The 15,896-nt window shown below is 73.9% G+C and carries 14 protein-coding genes; 7 read left to right on the plus strand and 7 right to left on the minus strand.

Translation table 11 applies throughout. The features are described from left to right. Positions 1 to 75 precede the first annotated feature (75 nt). Positions 76 to 723: an aspartate/glutamate racemase family protein gene (locus tag ACFWV2_RS03345; RefSeq protein ID WP_384400914.1), complete on the plus strand. Its 648-nt coding sequence runs from the start codon at positions 76 to 78 to the stop codon at positions 721 to 723. 394 nt (positions 724 to 1,117) lie between these two features. Here the strand turns inward: ACFWV2_RS03345 and ACFWV2_RS03350 are convergent, their stop codons facing one another. Continuing rightward, positions 1,118 to 1,843, minus strand: coding sequence for a hypothetical protein (locus ACFWV2_RS03350; protein ID WP_384400917.1), 726 nt, complete (start codon positions 1,841 to 1,843; stop codon positions 1,118 to 1,120). Positions 1,844 to 1,985: 142 nt separating this feature from the next. Between ACFWV2_RS03350 and ACFWV2_RS03355 the strand changes: the two genes are divergently transcribed. Both ACFWV2_RS03355 and ACFWV2_RS03360 read left to right on the plus strand, forming a co-directional pair. Next, positions 1,986 to 2,957 (plus strand): fibronectin type III domain-containing protein, encoded by a 972-nt coding sequence (locus ACFWV2_RS03355; protein ID WP_384400920.1) that lies wholly within the window; start codon positions 1,986 to 1,988, stop codon positions 2,955 to 2,957. Between the two features lie 88 nt (positions 2,958 to 3,045). Beyond that, complete coding sequence (locus ACFWV2_RS03360; RefSeq protein ID WP_384400923.1) at positions 3,046 to 4,830, plus strand: hypothetical protein; 1,785 nt, start codon at positions 3,046 to 3,048, stop codon at positions 4,828 to 4,830. A 12-nt stretch (positions 4,831 to 4,842) separates the two neighbouring features. Here the strand turns inward: ACFWV2_RS03360 and ACFWV2_RS03365 are convergent, their stop codons facing one another. From ACFWV2_RS03365 to ACFWV2_RS03375, 3 genes are all read right to left on the minus strand, one after another. After that, a complete protein-coding gene (locus tag ACFWV2_RS03365; RefSeq protein WP_384400926.1) occupies positions 4,843 to 5,988 on the minus strand; it encodes a GDSL-type esterase/lipase family protein in 1,146 nt (381 codons plus the stop codon). Between the two features lie 240 nt (positions 5,989 to 6,228). Next, complete coding sequence (aceB, locus tag ACFWV2_RS03370) at positions 6,229 to 7,851, minus strand: malate synthase A (RefSeq protein WP_384400929.1); 1,623 nt, start codon at positions 7,849 to 7,851, stop codon at positions 6,229 to 6,231. Between the two features lie 255 nt (positions 7,852 to 8,106). Further along, entirely contained in the window at positions 8,107 to 8,721 is a 615-nt protein-coding gene (locus ACFWV2_RS03375; RefSeq protein WP_384400932.1) for an NTP transferase domain-containing protein, read from the minus strand. Positions 8,722 to 8,917: 196 nt separating this feature from the next. Here ACFWV2_RS03375 and ACFWV2_RS03380 point away from each other — a divergent pair, with 196 nt between their 5' ends. Next, positions 8,918 to 9,250, plus strand: coding sequence for a DUF5955 family protein (locus ACFWV2_RS03380; protein WP_360786667.1), 333 nt, complete (start codon positions 8,918 to 8,920; stop codon positions 9,248 to 9,250). Here ACFWV2_RS03380 and ACFWV2_RS03385 read toward each other — a convergent pair. Both ACFWV2_RS03385 and ACFWV2_RS03390 read right to left on the minus strand, forming a co-directional pair. Further along, entirely contained in the window at positions 9,240 to 9,866 is a 627-nt protein-coding gene (locus ACFWV2_RS03385) for a response regulator (protein ID WP_384400935.1), read from the minus strand. The genes ACFWV2_RS03380 and ACFWV2_RS03385 overlap by 11 nt on opposite strands. A 3-nt stretch (positions 9,867 to 9,869) precedes the next feature. Then, positions 9,870 to 11,108 carry a sensor histidine kinase gene (locus tag ACFWV2_RS03390; RefSeq protein ID WP_384400938.1) on the minus strand — a complete coding sequence of 413 codons (1,239 nt, stop codon included), beginning with the start codon at positions 11,106 to 11,108 and terminating at the stop codon, positions 9,870 to 9,872. A 112-nt stretch (positions 11,109 to 11,220) separates the two neighbouring features. Here ACFWV2_RS03390 and ACFWV2_RS03395 point away from each other — a divergent pair, with 112 nt between their 5' ends. Then, complete coding sequence (locus tag ACFWV2_RS03395; RefSeq protein WP_384400941.1) at positions 11,221 to 12,300, plus strand: ABC transporter permease; 1,080 nt, start codon at positions 11,221 to 11,223, stop codon at positions 12,298 to 12,300. Between the two features lie 103 nt (positions 12,301 to 12,403). Next, a complete protein-coding gene (locus ACFWV2_RS03400; protein ID WP_384400944.1) occupies positions 12,404 to 13,087 on the plus strand; it encodes an ABC transporter ATP-binding protein in 684 nt (227 codons plus the stop codon). 326 nt (positions 13,088 to 13,413) lie between these two features. Here the strand turns inward: ACFWV2_RS03400 and ACFWV2_RS03405 are convergent, their stop codons facing one another. Beyond that, positions 13,414 to 14,220 carry an IclR family transcriptional regulator gene (locus tag ACFWV2_RS03405; protein WP_384400947.1) on the minus strand — a complete coding sequence of 269 codons (807 nt, stop codon included), beginning with the start codon at positions 14,218 to 14,220 and terminating at the stop codon, positions 13,414 to 13,416. Positions 14,221 to 14,558: 338 nt separating this feature from the next. Here ACFWV2_RS03405 and allB point away from each other — a divergent pair, with 338 nt between their 5' ends. Further along, a complete protein-coding gene (gene allB, locus ACFWV2_RS03410) occupies positions 14,559 to 15,893 on the plus strand; it encodes an allantoinase AllB (protein WP_384400950.1) in 1,335 nt (444 codons plus the stop codon). Positions 15,894 to 15,896 lie beyond the last annotated feature (3 nt).

The raw sequence follows: 15,896 nt of genomic DNA on the forward strand, positions 1-15,896 counted from the left end.
GGCGCACTACCACTCACCCCGCCCGCCCCCCCCCCGACCCCCCCGGGCCCCCCCAACACCGCGGGGCCCGGGGCCGTGGTGCTCGTCAACCCCAACACCTCCACCGCCACCACCGCGATGATGACCGCCATCGCCCGCCGCACCCTGGGCGGCGTGCTCCCCGTCCGGGGCGTCACCGTGGCCCGGGGGCCGGGCATGCTCACCGACCCGGCCGCCCTGCGCGCCGCCGGCCCCGAGGTCCTCGCCGCGGGCCTCCGCGCCACGACCGCGGGCGGCTGCGCGGCGCTCGTCGTCGGTGCGTTCGGCGACCCGGGCGTGGCGGCGCTGCGGGCGGCGGTGGACGTCCCCGTCGTGGGCATCGGCGAGGCGGCCCTCAGGGAGGCCGCCGCCGACGGGAGGCGGTTCGGGATCGCCACCACGACGCCGCTCCTGGCCGCCGCGGTGAGCAACCACGTGTCGGCGCTCGGCCTCGCCGACCGGTTCACCGGCCTCCGCCTCACCGTCGGGGACGCCGCACACCTCTCCGCCGATCCGGCCCTGCTCCTCGACCGGTTGGAGCTGGCGGTCCGGGCCTGCGCGGAAAGGGACGGGGCGCGGGCGGTCGTCATCGGCGGCGGCCCGCTGGGCGAGGCGGCCGAGGGCCTCCGGTCCCGCTGCCCGGTCAGGATCGTGGCCCCGATCCCGGCGGCCTGCCGGGCGATCGTCCGGATGCTGTCCGTGTGACGGCTCCGGGGCCCGGCCGGGACGCGGCCACGGACCCGGACCCGGGTTCGGACGCGGTCGGACAGCGAGGCCCGGCCCCGGTCACGACGCCGGACCGCCCCACGCGCGGACAGCCGCCCCCCGACGCGGCCGACAAGCTCACGGAGCCGGCCCCCACCGCGGCCGGCAAGCTCGCGGAGCCAGGTACCGATGGGGCCGACCCGCTCAGGCAGTCGGCTCCCGACGCGGCCGACAAGCTCACAGAGCCGGCCCCCGACGCGGTCGACTCGTTCAGGGAGCCGGCCCCCACCGCGGCCGGCAATCTCACGGAGCCACGCATCGGCGTGGCCGACCCGCTCAGCCAGCCGCCCCCCGACGCGGCCCACACGCTCACAGAGCCGCCCCCCGACGCGCTTCACCGTTCCACCGCGATCCGGCGGCGACACTCGGCGGCCAGCCTGGGGTACGCGGTGCCGATCGCCTCGTACAGTCGCCGTCGCAGCAGCCGTTCGGCCTCGCCTCGTCCGGTCTCCCCGTACAGGCCGTCGAGCAGCACCTCGTACCGCGACAGGACATGCCGCAGATAGGTCACCTGCCACCGCACGAGGGGCCCCGTCGGCGCCCCGGCCGACCCGTCGGTGAGCACAGCCGAGACGGTCCCGGCCGACCCGTCAGTGAGCGCAGCCGCAACGGTCCCGGCCGGCGGCCTGCCGCCCGGGGCCGCCGCGACGGTCCCGGCGGGCTGTCCGCCGCCCGGCCCGTCCCCTGCTCCGCCCGGCCTGCGCGCTCCGAGCAGCTGCCGGTGGCGCACCGCCCGCCGTTCCAGTTCGGGCCCGGGGAGCCGGGGCACCTCGATCGGTTCCGCCCGGATCGCGGCGAGGACGGCGCCCCGTCGCCGTTCGGCGTAGGCCGCGGCGGCCGAGGTGCGGGCGGGGCCGAGTGCCGAGGTCTCGGCGAACTCGGGGGTCCGCTCCACGGTCTCGACCCGGGCCAGGAGGTACAGCCGCAGCGGCGCGAGGGACCAGCGGCGCGGATCCCGCCCCTGGACATCGGGCGTGCCGAGCAGGTCGCGCACCATCGTGTCGGTCCAGCCCCGTCGGCGTACCCCCGCGAAGGTCACATAGGTCGTACGGTCCGTCATGGTTCCCCCAGAATCGACTACGGAGAGTGATGTTCTCGGTGAAGCGCACGCCACTGACAACGCCCCTCTTGCCGGGGTCGCCCCGCCTGTGCGATATAGGTCTGGACCTTTTCGACGGACCGCTTCGGACGGAGACCGCCCCGTGCAACGTCCGCTCTCCGCACGCCTGTTGACACCCCTCGCGCTGGCCGGCGCCCTCGCCCTCGCGGGGTGCTCCGGCGCCGCCGCGCCCGAGGCCGAGGACACCCGCGCCCCCGCCGCCCCCTCCGGAGTCACGGCGACCGCCGGCAGCGCGAGCACCGTCCACGTCATGTGGAGCGCGGCCACCGACGACCGGGCCGTCACCGGCTACACGGTCTACAGCGAGGGCCGCAGGATCAAGGACCTGCCCGCCACCACCCTCATGACCGACGTCGTCGGGCTCGCCCCTGCCACCCCCCACCGCTTCACGGTCCGTGCCCGCGACGCCGCCGGCAACGTCTCACCCCCCAGCGCCACCGTCACCGCGACCACGCTCCGGGCCGCCGCGGAGGACCGCACACCCCCGACCGCCCCGACCGGCCTGCGCGCCACGCCCGACGGCGGCCGAGCCGTCACCCTCCGCTGGTCCCCGGCCAGGGACGACACCCGGGTCACCGCGTACGACGTCTACCAGGCCGATACCCGCATCCACACCGTCCCCGGCACCACCACAAGGGCACACGTCGGCGGGCTGCGCCCCGGCACCGCCTACGCGTTCACCGTCCGCGCCCGCGACGCCGCCGAGAACTCCTCCCCGGACAGCGCCCCCGCCGACCTCACCACCGCCCCGTCCCCGGGCGCGCCCGCGAACACCGCCCCCACCCGCCTCGCCGTCACCTCGGCCAGGAGCGAGATCACCGTCACCTGGAGCCCACCGGACACGGGCGCCCCCGTGACCCACCACGAACTCCACCTCGACGGCCGCTTCGCCACCACCATCATCTGGGGCACCGCCCCACCCCCCGACCGCGCGACCTACACCTTCCCGGTCCAGGACCCCCCGGGCACCCGGTACACCGTCACTCTCCGCGCCCGGCTCCCCGACGGCACCTGGGGCGACTTCTCGGCGCCCCGGACGGTGGTGGTGCGCTGACGGCGTCACCCTCGCCGCCTTGATTCCGGGCGCCCCCTCCCGCCTGCGTCGCCCGCCCGATTCGTCTCCGCCGATCTACCCTGGGAGCGTGGCCGAGACCGTTCTCACCAACACCGGGCTCGACAGCTTCCTCGACGGAGAGCCCGAGCGCCGCGACCCTGTGTTCGTCCGTGCCGCCGAGGCGGTCCTGGGGCTGCTCGCCCTCAGGGGAGCCGACCGGGGGAGCGGAGTGCCGGAGCCGACGCCGGCCCTCGTCCGGCAGCTGCTCGTCGAGGACCTGCCCACCTTCGTGTACGCGGCGCCCGGGGAGCTCCCGGTCTACCCGGCGGTCCTCGGGGAGCTCGCCGCGCGGTTCGACGGGGACCTGCGCGAGCGGGTCGCCACCGTCGTGGCCGAGGCCGGGCCCGACTTCGAGCGGGCCATGACGGACCCCGGGAACCTCACCTGGCACCGCTGGTACGCCTCCCTCCTGCGGGCCTGCGGCGCGGACCTCGGCGACGCCGAGGACGTGCGGCGCAGGCTCACCGCCCTCGACGGGGCGCCGCTCCCCGACGGGGTGCACCGGGCGGATCTCATGGGGCGTACGGCCCTCGCGGACGTCCTCCTCGCCGAGGCCCTCACGCGCGCGTACGTCCGGGACGCCGAGGATCCGCCCGCCACCGGCCCCCTGCTCACCGACCACGCCGTCGCGACGGGCATCGGGCGGGTGGCAGCCGCGCTCCAGGACCGCTGGACCGCCGCCGGTCTCGCCGAACAGCTCGCCGGACCGTACGCGAGGTTCGCGCCGGGCCCCGACGCCTTCCCCCACCTGATCCTCGCCGACGCCCTCCTCGACGAGCACCTCGACCACTACGGCGACATCGCCTGCCCCGTGCCCCCGCCGCCCGTGATCGAGGCCGGGCCCGTCGAGGAGGACGCGGACACCCTCATCGCCGCGGTCGAGGAGCTGGCGGAGGAGGAGTTCGAACCGTACGGCGGGGAGGCTCCCCATCTCCTGTACGTGGTCTACCGGCGCGGCTGCTCGGCGGAGTCCGTCGCCCGCAAGGCCGCGGAGTACGAGGACTGGTCCGTCGACCCGGACCTGGAGGACGGGCCCGTACCGGTCCCGGCCGACGCGCCCGACGCGTACGCGCTGCCGCCGCTGCCCGAACTCGTCCGGCTCCTCGGCGCGACGGGCCTGACCGAGGCGGACCGGGCCGGGCTGGAAGGGCCGGCCCGCGAACTGGCCGCCGTCCTCGACCGGCTGGCCGCCACCGGCCTCGTCTTCCGCGCCGGTGACGCCTTCGGACTCACCCCGCGCGGCGCGGGCGCCGTGCGCTACCTGCTCCGGGTGCGCGGGATCGCCGCGCCCGGCGCCGCCGACGCCAGGGGATGGGCGGCGCGCGAGCTGGTCGCCGCCGCGGCGGGCTGGCCACGGAGCGTCTCCGCGCGCGTGCTCGCCGACTGGCTCCACGCGCGCGGGGACACCGCCGACGCCTGGTCCCAGCTGCTCAGCGCCCTCGGTACGGTCCACGCCGGCACCTCCGACGCGGCCGCGATCCGCGGGCTCTTCGCCGCCCTCGACACCGCCACCGCCCCGCCCGAAGCCCTGCGCGGCGCCCTCCGTGACCCGGTCATCGGCGCGTACGCCCACCAGGCCCTGCGCCTGCGGGGCGAACCGTCCGACCTGGTCCAGGTGGGCACCTCGGCGCGGGCGCTCTACGTCCTCGACGCGCTGCCCGCGAAGAAGGGCCCCCTGGAAGCGCGCCGTACCGCGTTCGACACGGCGGCCGCCGCCTGGCCGGGCGGGTCCGCGGCCCTGGTGCGGGCGATGCGGGAGGCGGACCACCACGAGACGGAACGGGTCCTCGGCCCGCTCGGCCTCAACCCGTGACGAGCCCCGCCCTCAGCCCGTCGTGAGGTACATCCCCGACGTCCCCGACCCCGCCGTGTTGCGGCAGCTGTGGTGGCCGGTGGGACGGGCGTGGATCAGGGCAAGGCAGCGGCCGAGGGCCTGCTGGCCGTAGGCGTTGGGGTGCATGGACTCCTGGACGAGGCCCTGGGTGCTCTGGCTGTCGATCCACCGCGCCCACTCGCTCGTCGTCCCGGAGGCGGGCGAGGCCGCGGTCACCTGACGGCTCGCCTTCGCGCAGACCTCACGTCCCTGGAGCGCGTCCCGCAGGTCCATGAACTGCACGCCCTTGGCTGCGGCGACGCCCCTCAGGCGGTTGGCGAGCTGGGGGACGAGGGAGTCGCGGGCCCAGTCCGAGTCGGCGTTCCAGAAGGGACAGCCGCCGGTGTTCGTACGGGCCCAGCCGCTCTCGCCGTACCGGTTCTCGGCGGCGCGGGGGATGGGGGAGGGGTACGACTGGAGGACGATCCGGTAGTCCGACGAGGAGTACCCCGCGCTCGTCATCACAGCCCGGATCTCGTCGACGGAACGGCCGACGTCCGCCATCACGCCGTCGATCCGGGCGTCGACCTCGGCCTGCTGGTCGTCGTGGCAGTACGAGTACCAGATGATGTAGTCGGTCGCGCAGGTGGTGATGATGTCGGCGAAACCGAGGTCGTTGCCGCCGACGGAGAGCGCGATGAGCTCCACGTCGTGCGAGGCGGCGACGGCCGCGAGCCGGTCGGCCTGCGGGGCCTCGCCCTTGTGGGCCTGGCCGCCCTGGGAGGCGCGGATGACGTTCTTCGTCGTCGCCCCGGAGCAGGCCAGGTTGATCAGGGAGCTCGCGATCGGTCCGGCGCTGAGCACCTCGGAGGTGTCCGAGCGGTGACAGCCGCCGGCGGTGGTCCCGTACACCCGGGAGGGGGCGTATCCGCTGCCCGTCCAGGCGCGGTCGGTGCCGTCGCGGCTGCCGGAGTCGGTGAGGCTGTTGCCGAGCCAGCGGCCGGCCTCGCCGGAGATGTAACTGTCGCCCATGGCGACGACGGCGGTGGGCCCGCCGCCGGGGGAGGCATGGGCGGAGGGGGCGGAGACGGAGGCGAGCCCGGCGGCGGTACACAGTGCCAGGAGTGCGCCCAGCGCACGGTGGGGGGTCGAAGGCATGGCTGTGCTCCTGCGGTACGCAGTGACGTGGGGGACAACCGCCGGCCGGTGGCATGGCGGAATCTCGCACGCCCCGGCTTGTTACCGCTAGGTAGCTGCATATCTCGGTTCAGTCACGACCCCTGTGAATCAACAGGTACAGGGGCGTCACAGGACACACGGCAGGGCTCTGCCCCCGGCGCCTGTGCGGGCGCCGGGGGCAGAGCCCGGTGTTCGGTGCGCTGTTCGGCCGCTGTGCGGTCAGCCGACCAGCTGTTCGTACGCGGGCAGCGTCAGGAAGTCCGCGTAGTCCGCGTCGAGGGAGACGTGGAGCAGCAGGTCGTGGGCCTGCTGCCACTTGCCGGCAGCGAAGGCCTCCTCGCCGATCTCGGCACGGATCGCGGCCAGCTCCTCGGCGGCGACCTCGCGGGCCAGCTCGGGAGTGGCCGTCTCGCCGTTCTCGAAGACGACGCCGGCGTTGATCCACTGCCAGATCTGCGAGCGCGAGATCTCGGCGGTGGCCGCGTCCTCCATCAGGTTGAAGATCGCGACGGCGCCCAGGCCGCGCAGCCACGCCTCGATGTAGCGGATGCCGACCTGCACGGCGCTGACCAGACCGTCGTACGTGGGCTTCGCGTCCAGCGAGTCGATGGCGATCAGGTCGCCGGCCGCCACGGAGACGTCCTCGCGGAGGCGGTCCTTCTGGTTCGGCTTCTCGCCGAGCACGGCGTCGAAGGAGGCCATCGCGATCGGCACCAGGTCGGGGTGGGCGACCCAGGAGCCGTCGAAGCCGTCGCCGGCCTCGCGGTCCTTGTCGGCCTTGACCTTCTCGAAGGCGACCTTGTTCACCTCGGCGTCCTTGCGGGACGGGATGAAGGCGGCCATGCCGCCGATCGCGTGCGCGCCGCGCTTGTGGCAGGTACGCACGAGGAGTTCGGTGTACGCGCGCATGAACGGGGCCGTCATCGTGACCGCGTTGCGGTCCGGCAGGACGAACTTGGCTCCGCCGTCACGGAAGTTCTTCACGATGGAGAACAGGTAGTCCCAGCGTCCCGCGTTCAACCCGGCGGCGTGGTCGCGGAGCTCGTAGAGGATCTCCTCCATCTCGTACGCGGCCGTGATGGTCTCGATGAGGACCGTGGCGCGGACGGTGCCCTGCGGGATGCCGACGTAGTCCTGGGCGAAGACGAAGATCTCGTTCCAGAGGCGGGCCTCCAGGTGGGACTCCGTCTTCGGCAGGTAGAAGTACGGGCCCTTGCCGAGGTCGATGAGCCGCTGGGCGTTGTGGAAGAAGTACAGGCCGAAGTCGACGAGCGCGCCGGGCACCGGGCGTCCGTCGAAGGTGAGGTGACGCTCCTCCAGGTGCCAGCCGCGCGGCCGCATGACGACCGTGGCGAGCTGGTCGGCGGGCTTGAGGGCGTACGACTTGCCCGAACGCGGGTCGGTGAAGTCGATCTTCCGGGTGTACGCGTCGATCAGGTTCAGCTGGCCCAGGACGACGTTCTCCCAGGTCGGCGCCGAGGCGTCCTCGAAGTCGGCGAGCCAGACCCTGGCGCCGGAGTTCAGGGCGTTGATCGTCATCTTGCGGTCGGTCGGACCGGTGATCTCGACGCGGCGGTCGTTCAGGGCCGCCGGTGCCGGTGCGACCTTCCAGGAGTCGTCGGCGCGGACGGCCGCCGTCTCCGGCAGGAAGTCCAGGGTGGACGTACGGGCGATCTCGGCGCGGCGCTCCGCCCGGCGGGCGAGGAGTTCGTCCCGGCGCGGGGTGAACCGCCGGTGCAGTTCGCCGACGAAGGCCAGGGCGGCCTCGGTGAGCACCTCTTCCTGACGCGGCAGGGGCTCGGCATCGACGACGGCCAGGGGGGACGGCGCTGGTGCGGACATGAACTGTCACTTCCTTCAGCGGACTTCACGGGCGGTGCCAGACGGCCGCCGGGCGTCGCGGGACGGCACGGAGTGCCGTTGGCGCCGAGATACGGCCGCAAGCGCCTTCTGTGCGAGCAGGCGCTTCTGAACAGTGGATACTAGTTTCCTCATGGTGGAAGTTCAATGGTTTGTTGATGTCGAGATTCTCCGGATCGACAGAACATGGCGCTCGGTGCCATGCCGCACACGCCCCGCTCACGCTCCACGCGCCCCTCACTCCAGATGCGTCAGATCCGCCTCCGTGTCGATGTCATAGGGCTCGGCCACATCCGAACAGTCCACCGGGGTGATCGCATCCCGGTGCGCCGCCAGATAGTCCCGCGCCCCCCGGTCGCCGACCGCCGACGCGCCGATGCCCGCCCAGTGCCCGGCGCCGAACAGCACCGGATGGCCGCGCTCCCCGTCGTACGAGGCGGCCGCCAGCGTGTCCCGCGAGCCGTACGCCCCCAGCACCCGGGACACCGCCTCCGCCCCGATCCCCGGCTGGTCGACCAGAAGGACGAGGGCCGCGTCCACCCTGCGCGGATCGGCAGCCAGCGAGGCGAGCCCGGCCCGCAGCGAGGAACCCATCCCCTCCGCCCACTCCGGGTTGTCCACCAGCACACAACCGGGCAGCTCCGCCCGCTCCCGAACGGCATCGGACGACGCGCCGAGCACCACGTGCACCACGTCGCAGCCCGCCCCGCGCAGCACCCCCACCGCATGCTCGACCAGCGGCCGCCCCCGGTGCGACAGCAGCGCCTTGGGGCGGCCGCCGAGCCGCCGCCCGCCCCCGGCGGCGAGCAGCAGACCGGCGACGACGGGCGTTCGCTCATTCACAGATGTCATGGGGAGTGCATACCGCATCAGGCGGAATGACACGGTCGCCTGAATTCCGCCCACCAAGGGTGGCGCGCCGGGGTGGCGAAGGAGTTAACTGGCCCGCGACTCACGGCGCCCACCCCTCCGGGGGCCTGCCCGAGGTGTGTGTGGTGAGTCCGGGGGCAAGTCGTACTGCGCACAGTGTCGTGCGAGGGGGAGAACCATGTTGCGAAGCGTGGGGCAGAGGCGAGTGACCGGCGAGGGCGTGGACCCCAGGGTGGCCGAACTGCGGTCCGCCGTGTCCCGGCTCAGGCGGGAACTGGCCGCCCACCGCGTCGAGTTCACCGACCGTGGCATCGCCGAGGACGAGCTCGCCGCCCTGGACGCCATGGCGCTCAGCGGCGCCCCGGAGGTACGGCGGCTGCGCCGCTCGCTGCTGCTCGTCGCCGGCGCCGTCGGCTCCGTCAGCGCGCTCGCCGCAGGCCTCGCCGGGGTCCGCCGCGCCGTCGAACTCTTCGGACCCCCGCCCGCCCAGGACCCCGGACCTACCGCCTGATCAGCCGACGTGCCGTCGCCGCCGCCACGGCGGCCGTGCGCGAGTCCACGCCCAGCTTCGCGAAGACATGCACCAGGTGCGACTTCACCGTCGCCTGACTCAGGAAGAGCACCTTGCTGATCTGCTGGTTCGACAGACCCTCGCCGACCAGCTGGAGCACTTCGAGTTCCCGCCTGGTCAGCGCCTCCGCCGGGGTTCGCATCCGGTCCATCAGCCGGTGCGCCACCGCCGGCGCGAGCGCCGACTGCCCGGCCGCCGCCGTCCGTACCGCCGCCGCGAGCTCCTCCGGCGGCGCGTCCTTCAGGAGGTAGCCGGAGGCGCCCGCCTCCACCGCCGCCAGGATGTCCGCGTCCGTGTCGTACGTCGTCAGGACCAGCACCTTCGGCCCTCCGGGCGCCGCCGTGATCGCCGACGTCGCCTCCGAACCGTGCATACCCGACCCGAACTGCAGGTCCATCAGGACCACGTCCACACCCCCCGCGGCGGCCAGCTCCACCGCGCGCTCGGCGGTCGCGGCCTCCGCGACGACCGCGAAGTCCGGCTCCGTGTCGAGGACGGCGCGCAGGCCCGCCCGCACCACCGGGTGGTCGTCGGCGAGAAGAAGACGGATGGTCATGGGTCAGACTCCAGCCGGGAGGGGGAGGGAGACGGCGACGGCGGTGCCCTGGCCGGGCGCGGACTCCACGGTGAACGTGCCGCCGAGCGTCTCCGCCCGGGACCGCATCGCCGGAAGCCCGAAACCGCCGTCGGACGAGGGGCGGCGCACGGAGGCGGGCTCGAAGCCCCGGCCGTCGTCGACCACGTCCAGGGTGACCGAGGCGTCCATGAACGACAGCGTGATCTCCGCCCGCGCGGCGCCCGCGTGCCGCACCGTGTTCGCGAGCGCCGACTGGGCGATCCGCAGCAGTGCCACCTCGTACGGGGTCGGCAGCTCGACCGGTGCACCGCTGACGGAGAAGCGAACCCGCGGCCCGGCCGCCGACGCGTACGGCTCCGGCGGGGCCTCCGGCGCGTACAGGCCCTCACCCGTCCCCGACCGGCACAGTCGTTCCAGGGCCGCCGCCAGGGAGCCGTGTTCCAGGTCAGGCGGGGACAGGGCCCGTACGAAGCGCCGTGCCTCCGCCAGGTTGTCCTGCGCCGCCCGCCGGGCCCGGTCGATGTGACCGGCGGCCGGGGAGTCCGGTGGCAGTGCCCGCTCGGCGGCCCGCAGCAACAGCTGGATCGACGACAGGCCCTGCGCGAGCGTGTCGTGGATCTCCCGCGCGAGCCGCTCCCGCTCGGCGAGCGTCCCCGCGTGCCGCTCGGCCGCCGCCAGCCCCTCCCGGGCCGCGATCAGCTCCTCGATGAGTCGCCGCCGCCGCTCGCTCTCCCGGTACAGGGCCTGATAGCCGAGGACCGTCGCCACCGCGACCGCCGCCCCGAGCAGGGGCCCGACGAAGACCCCCGGGTTGAGCGGGGCGCCGTGCCCCACGTACGAGAGGATCGCCGCGCCCGCCGTCAGCGCCACCACCGGCAGCGACCAGCGCGCGGGCAGCAGGTGCAGCTGGACGAAGTAGAGCGGGAAGGCCACCCAGAGCGCCTCCGGGGTCAGCCAGAGCAGCGCGAGCCAGGACGCGCACAGCACCCCGAGCCACACCCCGGCCGCCCGCCGTGAACCCCGCACGGGCGGCAGGGACGAACCGGCCGCGTAGACCGCGCCCGTCACCACCGCGAGCACCGTCCCCGCGGCCGAGTCCGCCCGTACCGCGGCCAGGGCGAGCAGCCCCGCCGTCAGCAGGTGCAGACAGAGGTGCAGCGCGCGCGGGGCGGGGTGGGGGGAGGGACGTGGTGTGGGGTGGGGGGAGGGGCGCGGATCCATGATGCCTCCAGCGTAGACATCGGCCGACAATCCGGACTCAACCGAAAGTTTGATCGCGGAGCCATCCGTGGCGTGATGCCCGCCGGGTGCCGATCGGACCACTCTGGTCAGCATGTTCGTGGCATGGAGAGACCTCAGATTCGCCAAGGGGCGATTCGCCCTCATGGGCACCGTGATCGTGCTGATCACCCTGCTCGTCGGCCTGCTGTCGGGGCTGACCGCCGGGCTCGCGCGGGAGAACATCTCCGCGATCACCGGACTGCCCGCCGACCGGCTCGCCTTCGCGGCGGCGCCGTCGGGGCAGTCGGTCTCCTTCACCAGCTCGACGGTGACGGAGGAGCAGTGGCGCAGCTGGTCGCGGCGGCCCGGTGTGACGGCCGCGTCGCCGCTCGGCATCCGTACGCTCAACGGCGCCGCCGGGGACCGTACCGCCGCCGTGTCCGCCTTCGGTACGGAACCCGAGGGCGGGCTCGCACCTGTGGCCCCCGCGCCGGGAACCGCCGTCCTCTCCGCGTCGGCCGCCGAGGAACTGGACGTCTCCCCGGGCGACGCCGTCCGCCTCGGGCCCCTCGAGCTCACCGTCACCGCGGTCGCCGGCGACGCCTCGTACAGCCACACCCCCGTCGTGTGGACCTCCCTCGACGACTGGCAGCGGATCGGTCACGACGGCGCGGGCGCGCGGAAACAGGCCACCGTCATCGCGCTGCGCGGGGGCGACGGGGCCGACTGGGCGGCCGGCGACACGGCCGTCGGCACCGAGGCGCGGACCGTCGACCAGGCACTCACCGCCCTGGGGTCCTACCAGGCCGAGAACGGTTCGCTCCAGCTCATGCGCGGGTTCCTCTTCGCCATCTCCGCCCTGGTCATAGGGGCCTTCTTCACCGTCTGGACCATCCAGCGCGGCGGCGACGTCGCCGTCCTCAAGGCGCTCGGCGCCTCGACCCCGTACCTCCTCGGTGACGCCCTCGGCCAGGCCGTCCTCATGCTCGCCGCGGGCACGCTGCTCGGCACCGCGCTCGCGGTCGCCATCGGCGCGCTGGTCAGCGGCGGGAACGTGCCCTTCGTCCTGGAACCGCTCACCGTCATCGGACCGGCCGCCGTGATCATCGTGCTCGGCGTCCTCGGCGCGGCGCTGTCCATCCGGCGGATCACCGCCGTCGACCCGCTGACCGCCCTCGGAAGCACCCGATGAGCCCCGGTCCCGATGCCTTGCGGGAGCGTCCGACGAGCCCCGGGTCCGACGTACTCCGGGAGTGCCCGCCGAGCCCCGCCCCCACCCTTGCCTGGAGCACCCGATGAGCCTCGTCCTCGATGCCGTCACCCTCACCTACCCCGACGGGGACGGGCGTCTCACCGCCCTCGACGACGTCTCCCTCGTCGTCCCCGCCGGTACGCTCACGGCCGTCGTCGGCCCCTCCGGCTCCGGCAAGTCCAGTCTGCTCGCGGTCGCCGCCACCCTCGTCACCCCGGACCGGGGGCGGGTCGTCGTCGCCGGTACGGACACGGGGCCGCTCGCCCCCGCCGCCCGCGCCGAGCTGCGCCGCGAGCACATCGGGATCGTCTTCCAGCAGCCCAACCTGCTGCCCTCGCTGACCGCTGCGGAGCAACTCCAGGTGATGGCGCACCTGTCGGGCCGGACGCCGAAGGCGGTACGGGGCCGGGCCCTGGAACTCCTCGGCGCGGTGGGCCTCGCGGACCTGGCCCACCGCCGGCCGCACCAGCTCTCCGGCGGTCAGCGGCAGCGCGTGAACATCGCGCGGGCGCTGATGAACGAGCCCTCCGTCCTGCTGGTGGACGAGCCGACGAGTGCGCTCGACCAGGAGCGGGGCGCGGCGGTCATGGACCTGCTCGCCGGGCTGACGGAGGAGCGGGGGACGGCCACGGTGCTCGTGACCCATGACAGGACCCACCTCGCCCGGGCGGACCGCACGGTGACGGTTCACGACGGCCGGCTCACGGAGCCGGTGGGGACGGGCTGAGGCATCAGGGTCGGCCCGGGAGGCAGGGACGGCGGGGCTCGCCAGGTCACTGCCTGCCGGGGGGCGCCCCGGGTGGACGGCTGCGCCGCAGCCTGTCGGCCGAGATCCGGGGCGTACGGGCTGAGCCGCCGCCGCCCGTCGAGCGGATGCGGGGCGACCGCACCGCCGCCGCCCGTCGACGGGATCCGGGGCGACCGTACCGCCGCGGGTCGGGGTCCCTGGTGGCGGGCTGCGCCGCGGGTCGGGGTCCTCGCGTGGCGGGCTGCGCCGTCGGTCGGGGACCCCGGTGGCGGGCTGTGCCGTCGGTCGGGGTCCCGGGGGGACGGCTACGCCGTCCCGTTGCCCGCCGTGTTCGCCAGTGCCGCGGACAGTTCGCGGGCGACCTGCTGGAGGATCGGGACGATCTTCTCCGTGGCCGCCTCGGTGACCCGGCCCGCCGGGCCCGAGATGGAGATGGCCGCGGCGGTGGGGGAGTTGGGCACCGACACCGCGAGGCAGCGGACTCCTATCTCCTGCTCGTTGTCGTCGACCGCGTACCCCGTCTCGCGGACCGCGACGAGCGCGTCGAGGAAGCCCTCCGGCGTGGTGATCGTCTTCTCGGTCGCGGCAGGCATGCCGGTACGGGCGAGCAGCGCGCGTACCTCCTCCGCCGGGGTGTGCGCGAGCAGTGCCTTGCCGACGCCGGTCGAGTGCGGCAGCACCCGTCGGCCGACCTCGGTGAACATGCGCATGGAGTGCTTGGACGGCACCTGTGCCACGTACACGATCTCGTCGCCGTCGAGCAGCGCCATGTTGGCCGTCTCGCCGGTCTCCTCGACGAGCCGGGCGAGGTACGGGCGGGCCCAGGTGCCGAGGAGGCGGGAGGCGGACTCGCCGAGCCGGATGAGCCGGGGGCCGAGCGCGTACCGCCGGTTGGGCTGCTGGCGCACGTAGCCGCAGGCCACCAGGGTGCGCATCAGGCGGTGGATGGTGGGGAGGGGGAGTCCGCTGCTGGCGGAGAGCTCGCTCAGCCCGACCTCGCCCCCGGCGTCGGCCATCCGCTCCAGGAGGTCGAAGGCACGCTCAAGGGACTGGACGCCTCCGCTCGCGGCGGGCTTGGCGGCGTCGGTGGTGCTGGCGCTGGACGTCGGCACGTCAACGGTCCTTTCGAGGCGGGCGGGCAAGGCAGCAGCCTACCGGGCCACCGGCCGGGGCATGTGGTCCCGGTGCCGGTGTACGGGCCGGTCAGGGGGTGTTTGTCCGGTGTCGGGGAGGACCCGGCGGGGTCCGGCTCCGCCCTGCATGTGGGGAGCTACGTTCTACTGTACGGAATTCCGATTCCACTTTGTGGAAACATCCAAGACGGGTTCATCGGCGGCCGATGCTGGAAGTGTGCCCTTGACGACCTGTCGCCCGGAAGTGAAGACTCCTTTTCAACAGTTCGTTGAATTTCTCAGTTTTCTCTGCGAGTCACTTGAAGAGAGGGGTACGGGTGGACGTCAACCTGGTCCTGCGCTCGACGCGTGTCATCACCCCCGAGGGGACACGCCCGGCGTCGATCGCCGTCTCCGGAGGGACGATCGCGGCCGTGCTGCCGTACGACGCCGAGGTACCCGCCGGCGCCCGGCTCGAGGACGTCGGCGACGACGTCGTCCTGCCCGGACTCGTCGACACCCACGTGCACGTGAACGACCCCGGCCGTACCGAGTGGGAGGGCTTCTGGACCGCCACCCGCGCAGCCGCCGCCGGTGGCATCACCACCCTGCTCGACATGCCCCTCAACTCGCTGCCCCCGACCACCACCGTGGAGAACCTGCGCGTCAAGCAGGAGGTCGCCCGCAGCAAGGCCCACATCGACGTCGGCTTCTGGGGCGGCGCACTGCCCGACAACGTCAAGGACCTGCGGTCGCTCCACGACGCCGGCGTCTTCGGCTTCAAGTGCTTCCTCTCGCCCTCCGGCGTCGACGAGTTCCCCGAACTCGACCAGGAGCAGCTGGCGACCTCGCTCGCCGAGATCTCCGGCTTCGGCGGCCTGATGATCGTCCACGCGGAGGACCCCCACCACCTCGCCGCCGCGCCCCAGCGGCCGGGCGGCGCGTACGCCGACTTCCTCGCCTCCCGGCCCCGGGACGCCGAGAACACGGCGATCGAGAACCTGGTCAACCAGGCCCGTCGGCTCGACGCCCGCGTCCACGTCCTGCACCTCTCCTCCTCCGACGCGCTGCCGCTCATCGCCGCCGCCAAGGCCGAGGGTGTCAAGATCACCGTGGAGTCCTGCCCGCACTTCCTCACGCTCACCGCCGAGGAGATCCCGGACGGCGCCACCGAGTTCAAGTGCTGCCCGCCCATCCGCGAGGCCGCCAACCAGGACGCGCTGTGGCAGGGGCTCGCGGACGGCACGATCGACTGCGTCGTCTCCGACCACTCGCCGTCCACGGCCGACCTCAAGACCCCGGACTTCCTGTCCGCCTGGGGCGGCATCTCCTCCCTCCAGCTCGGTCTGCCCGCCATCTGGACCGAGGCCCGCCGTCGCGGCCACACCCTGGAGGACGTCGTCCGCTGGATGTCCGAGGGACCGGCCCGGCTCGCCGGTCTCACCCGCAAGGGAGCCATCGAGGCCGGCCGCGACGCCGACTTCGCCGTCCTCGCCCCGGACGCCACCTTCACCGTCGACCCGGCGGAGCTCCAGCACCGCAACCGGATCACCGCCTACGCGGGCAAGACCCTCAGCGGTGTCGTCACCTCCACCTGGCTGCGCGGAGAGCGGATCGCCGATCACGGCGTCCTCGCCGAGCCCTCCGGCCGCCTCCTCGAAAGGAACAACTGACCC

The sequence above is a fragment of the Streptomyces sp. NPDC058671 genome (assembly GCF_042716475.1).
Lineage (GTDB): Bacteria > Actinomycetota > Actinomycetes > Streptomycetales > Streptomycetaceae > Streptomyces.

Excerpts from the sequence above, each read along its gene's own strand:
- ACFWV2_RS03375 (WP_384400932.1), bottom strand. The coding sequence starts at position 8,721 with ATGACATCTGTGAATGAGCGAACGCCCGTCGTCGCCGGTCTGCTGCTC.
- ACFWV2_RS03395 (WP_384400941.1), top strand. The coding sequence starts at position 11,221 with ATGTTCGTGGCATGGAGAGACCTCAGATTCGCCAAGGGGCGATTCGCC.
- ACFWV2_RS03365 (WP_384400926.1), bottom strand. The coding sequence starts at position 5,988 with ATGCCTTCGACCCCCCACCGTGCGCTGGGCGCACTCCTGGCACTGTGT.
- aceB (WP_384400929.1), bottom strand. The coding sequence starts at position 7,851 with ATGTCCGCACCAGCGCCGTCCCCCCTGGCCGTCGTCGATGCCGAGCCC.
- ACFWV2_RS03400 (WP_384400944.1), top strand. The coding sequence starts at position 12,404 with ATGAGCCTCGTCCTCGATGCCGTCACCCTCACCTACCCCGACGGGGAC.
- ACFWV2_RS03390 (WP_384400938.1), bottom strand. The coding sequence starts at position 11,108 with ATGGATCCGCGCCCCTCCCCCCACCCCACACCACGTCCCTCCCCCCAC.
- ACFWV2_RS03350 (WP_384400917.1), bottom strand. The coding sequence starts at position 1,843 with ATGACGGACCGTACGACCTATGTGACCTTCGCGGGGGTACGCCGACGG.
- ACFWV2_RS03385 (WP_384400935.1), bottom strand. The coding sequence starts at position 9,866 with ATGACCATCCGTCTTCTTCTCGCCGACGACCACCCGGTGGTGCGGGCG.
- ACFWV2_RS03380 (WP_360786667.1), top strand. The coding sequence starts at position 8,918 with ATGTTGCGAAGCGTGGGGCAGAGGCGAGTGACCGGCGAGGGCGTGGAC.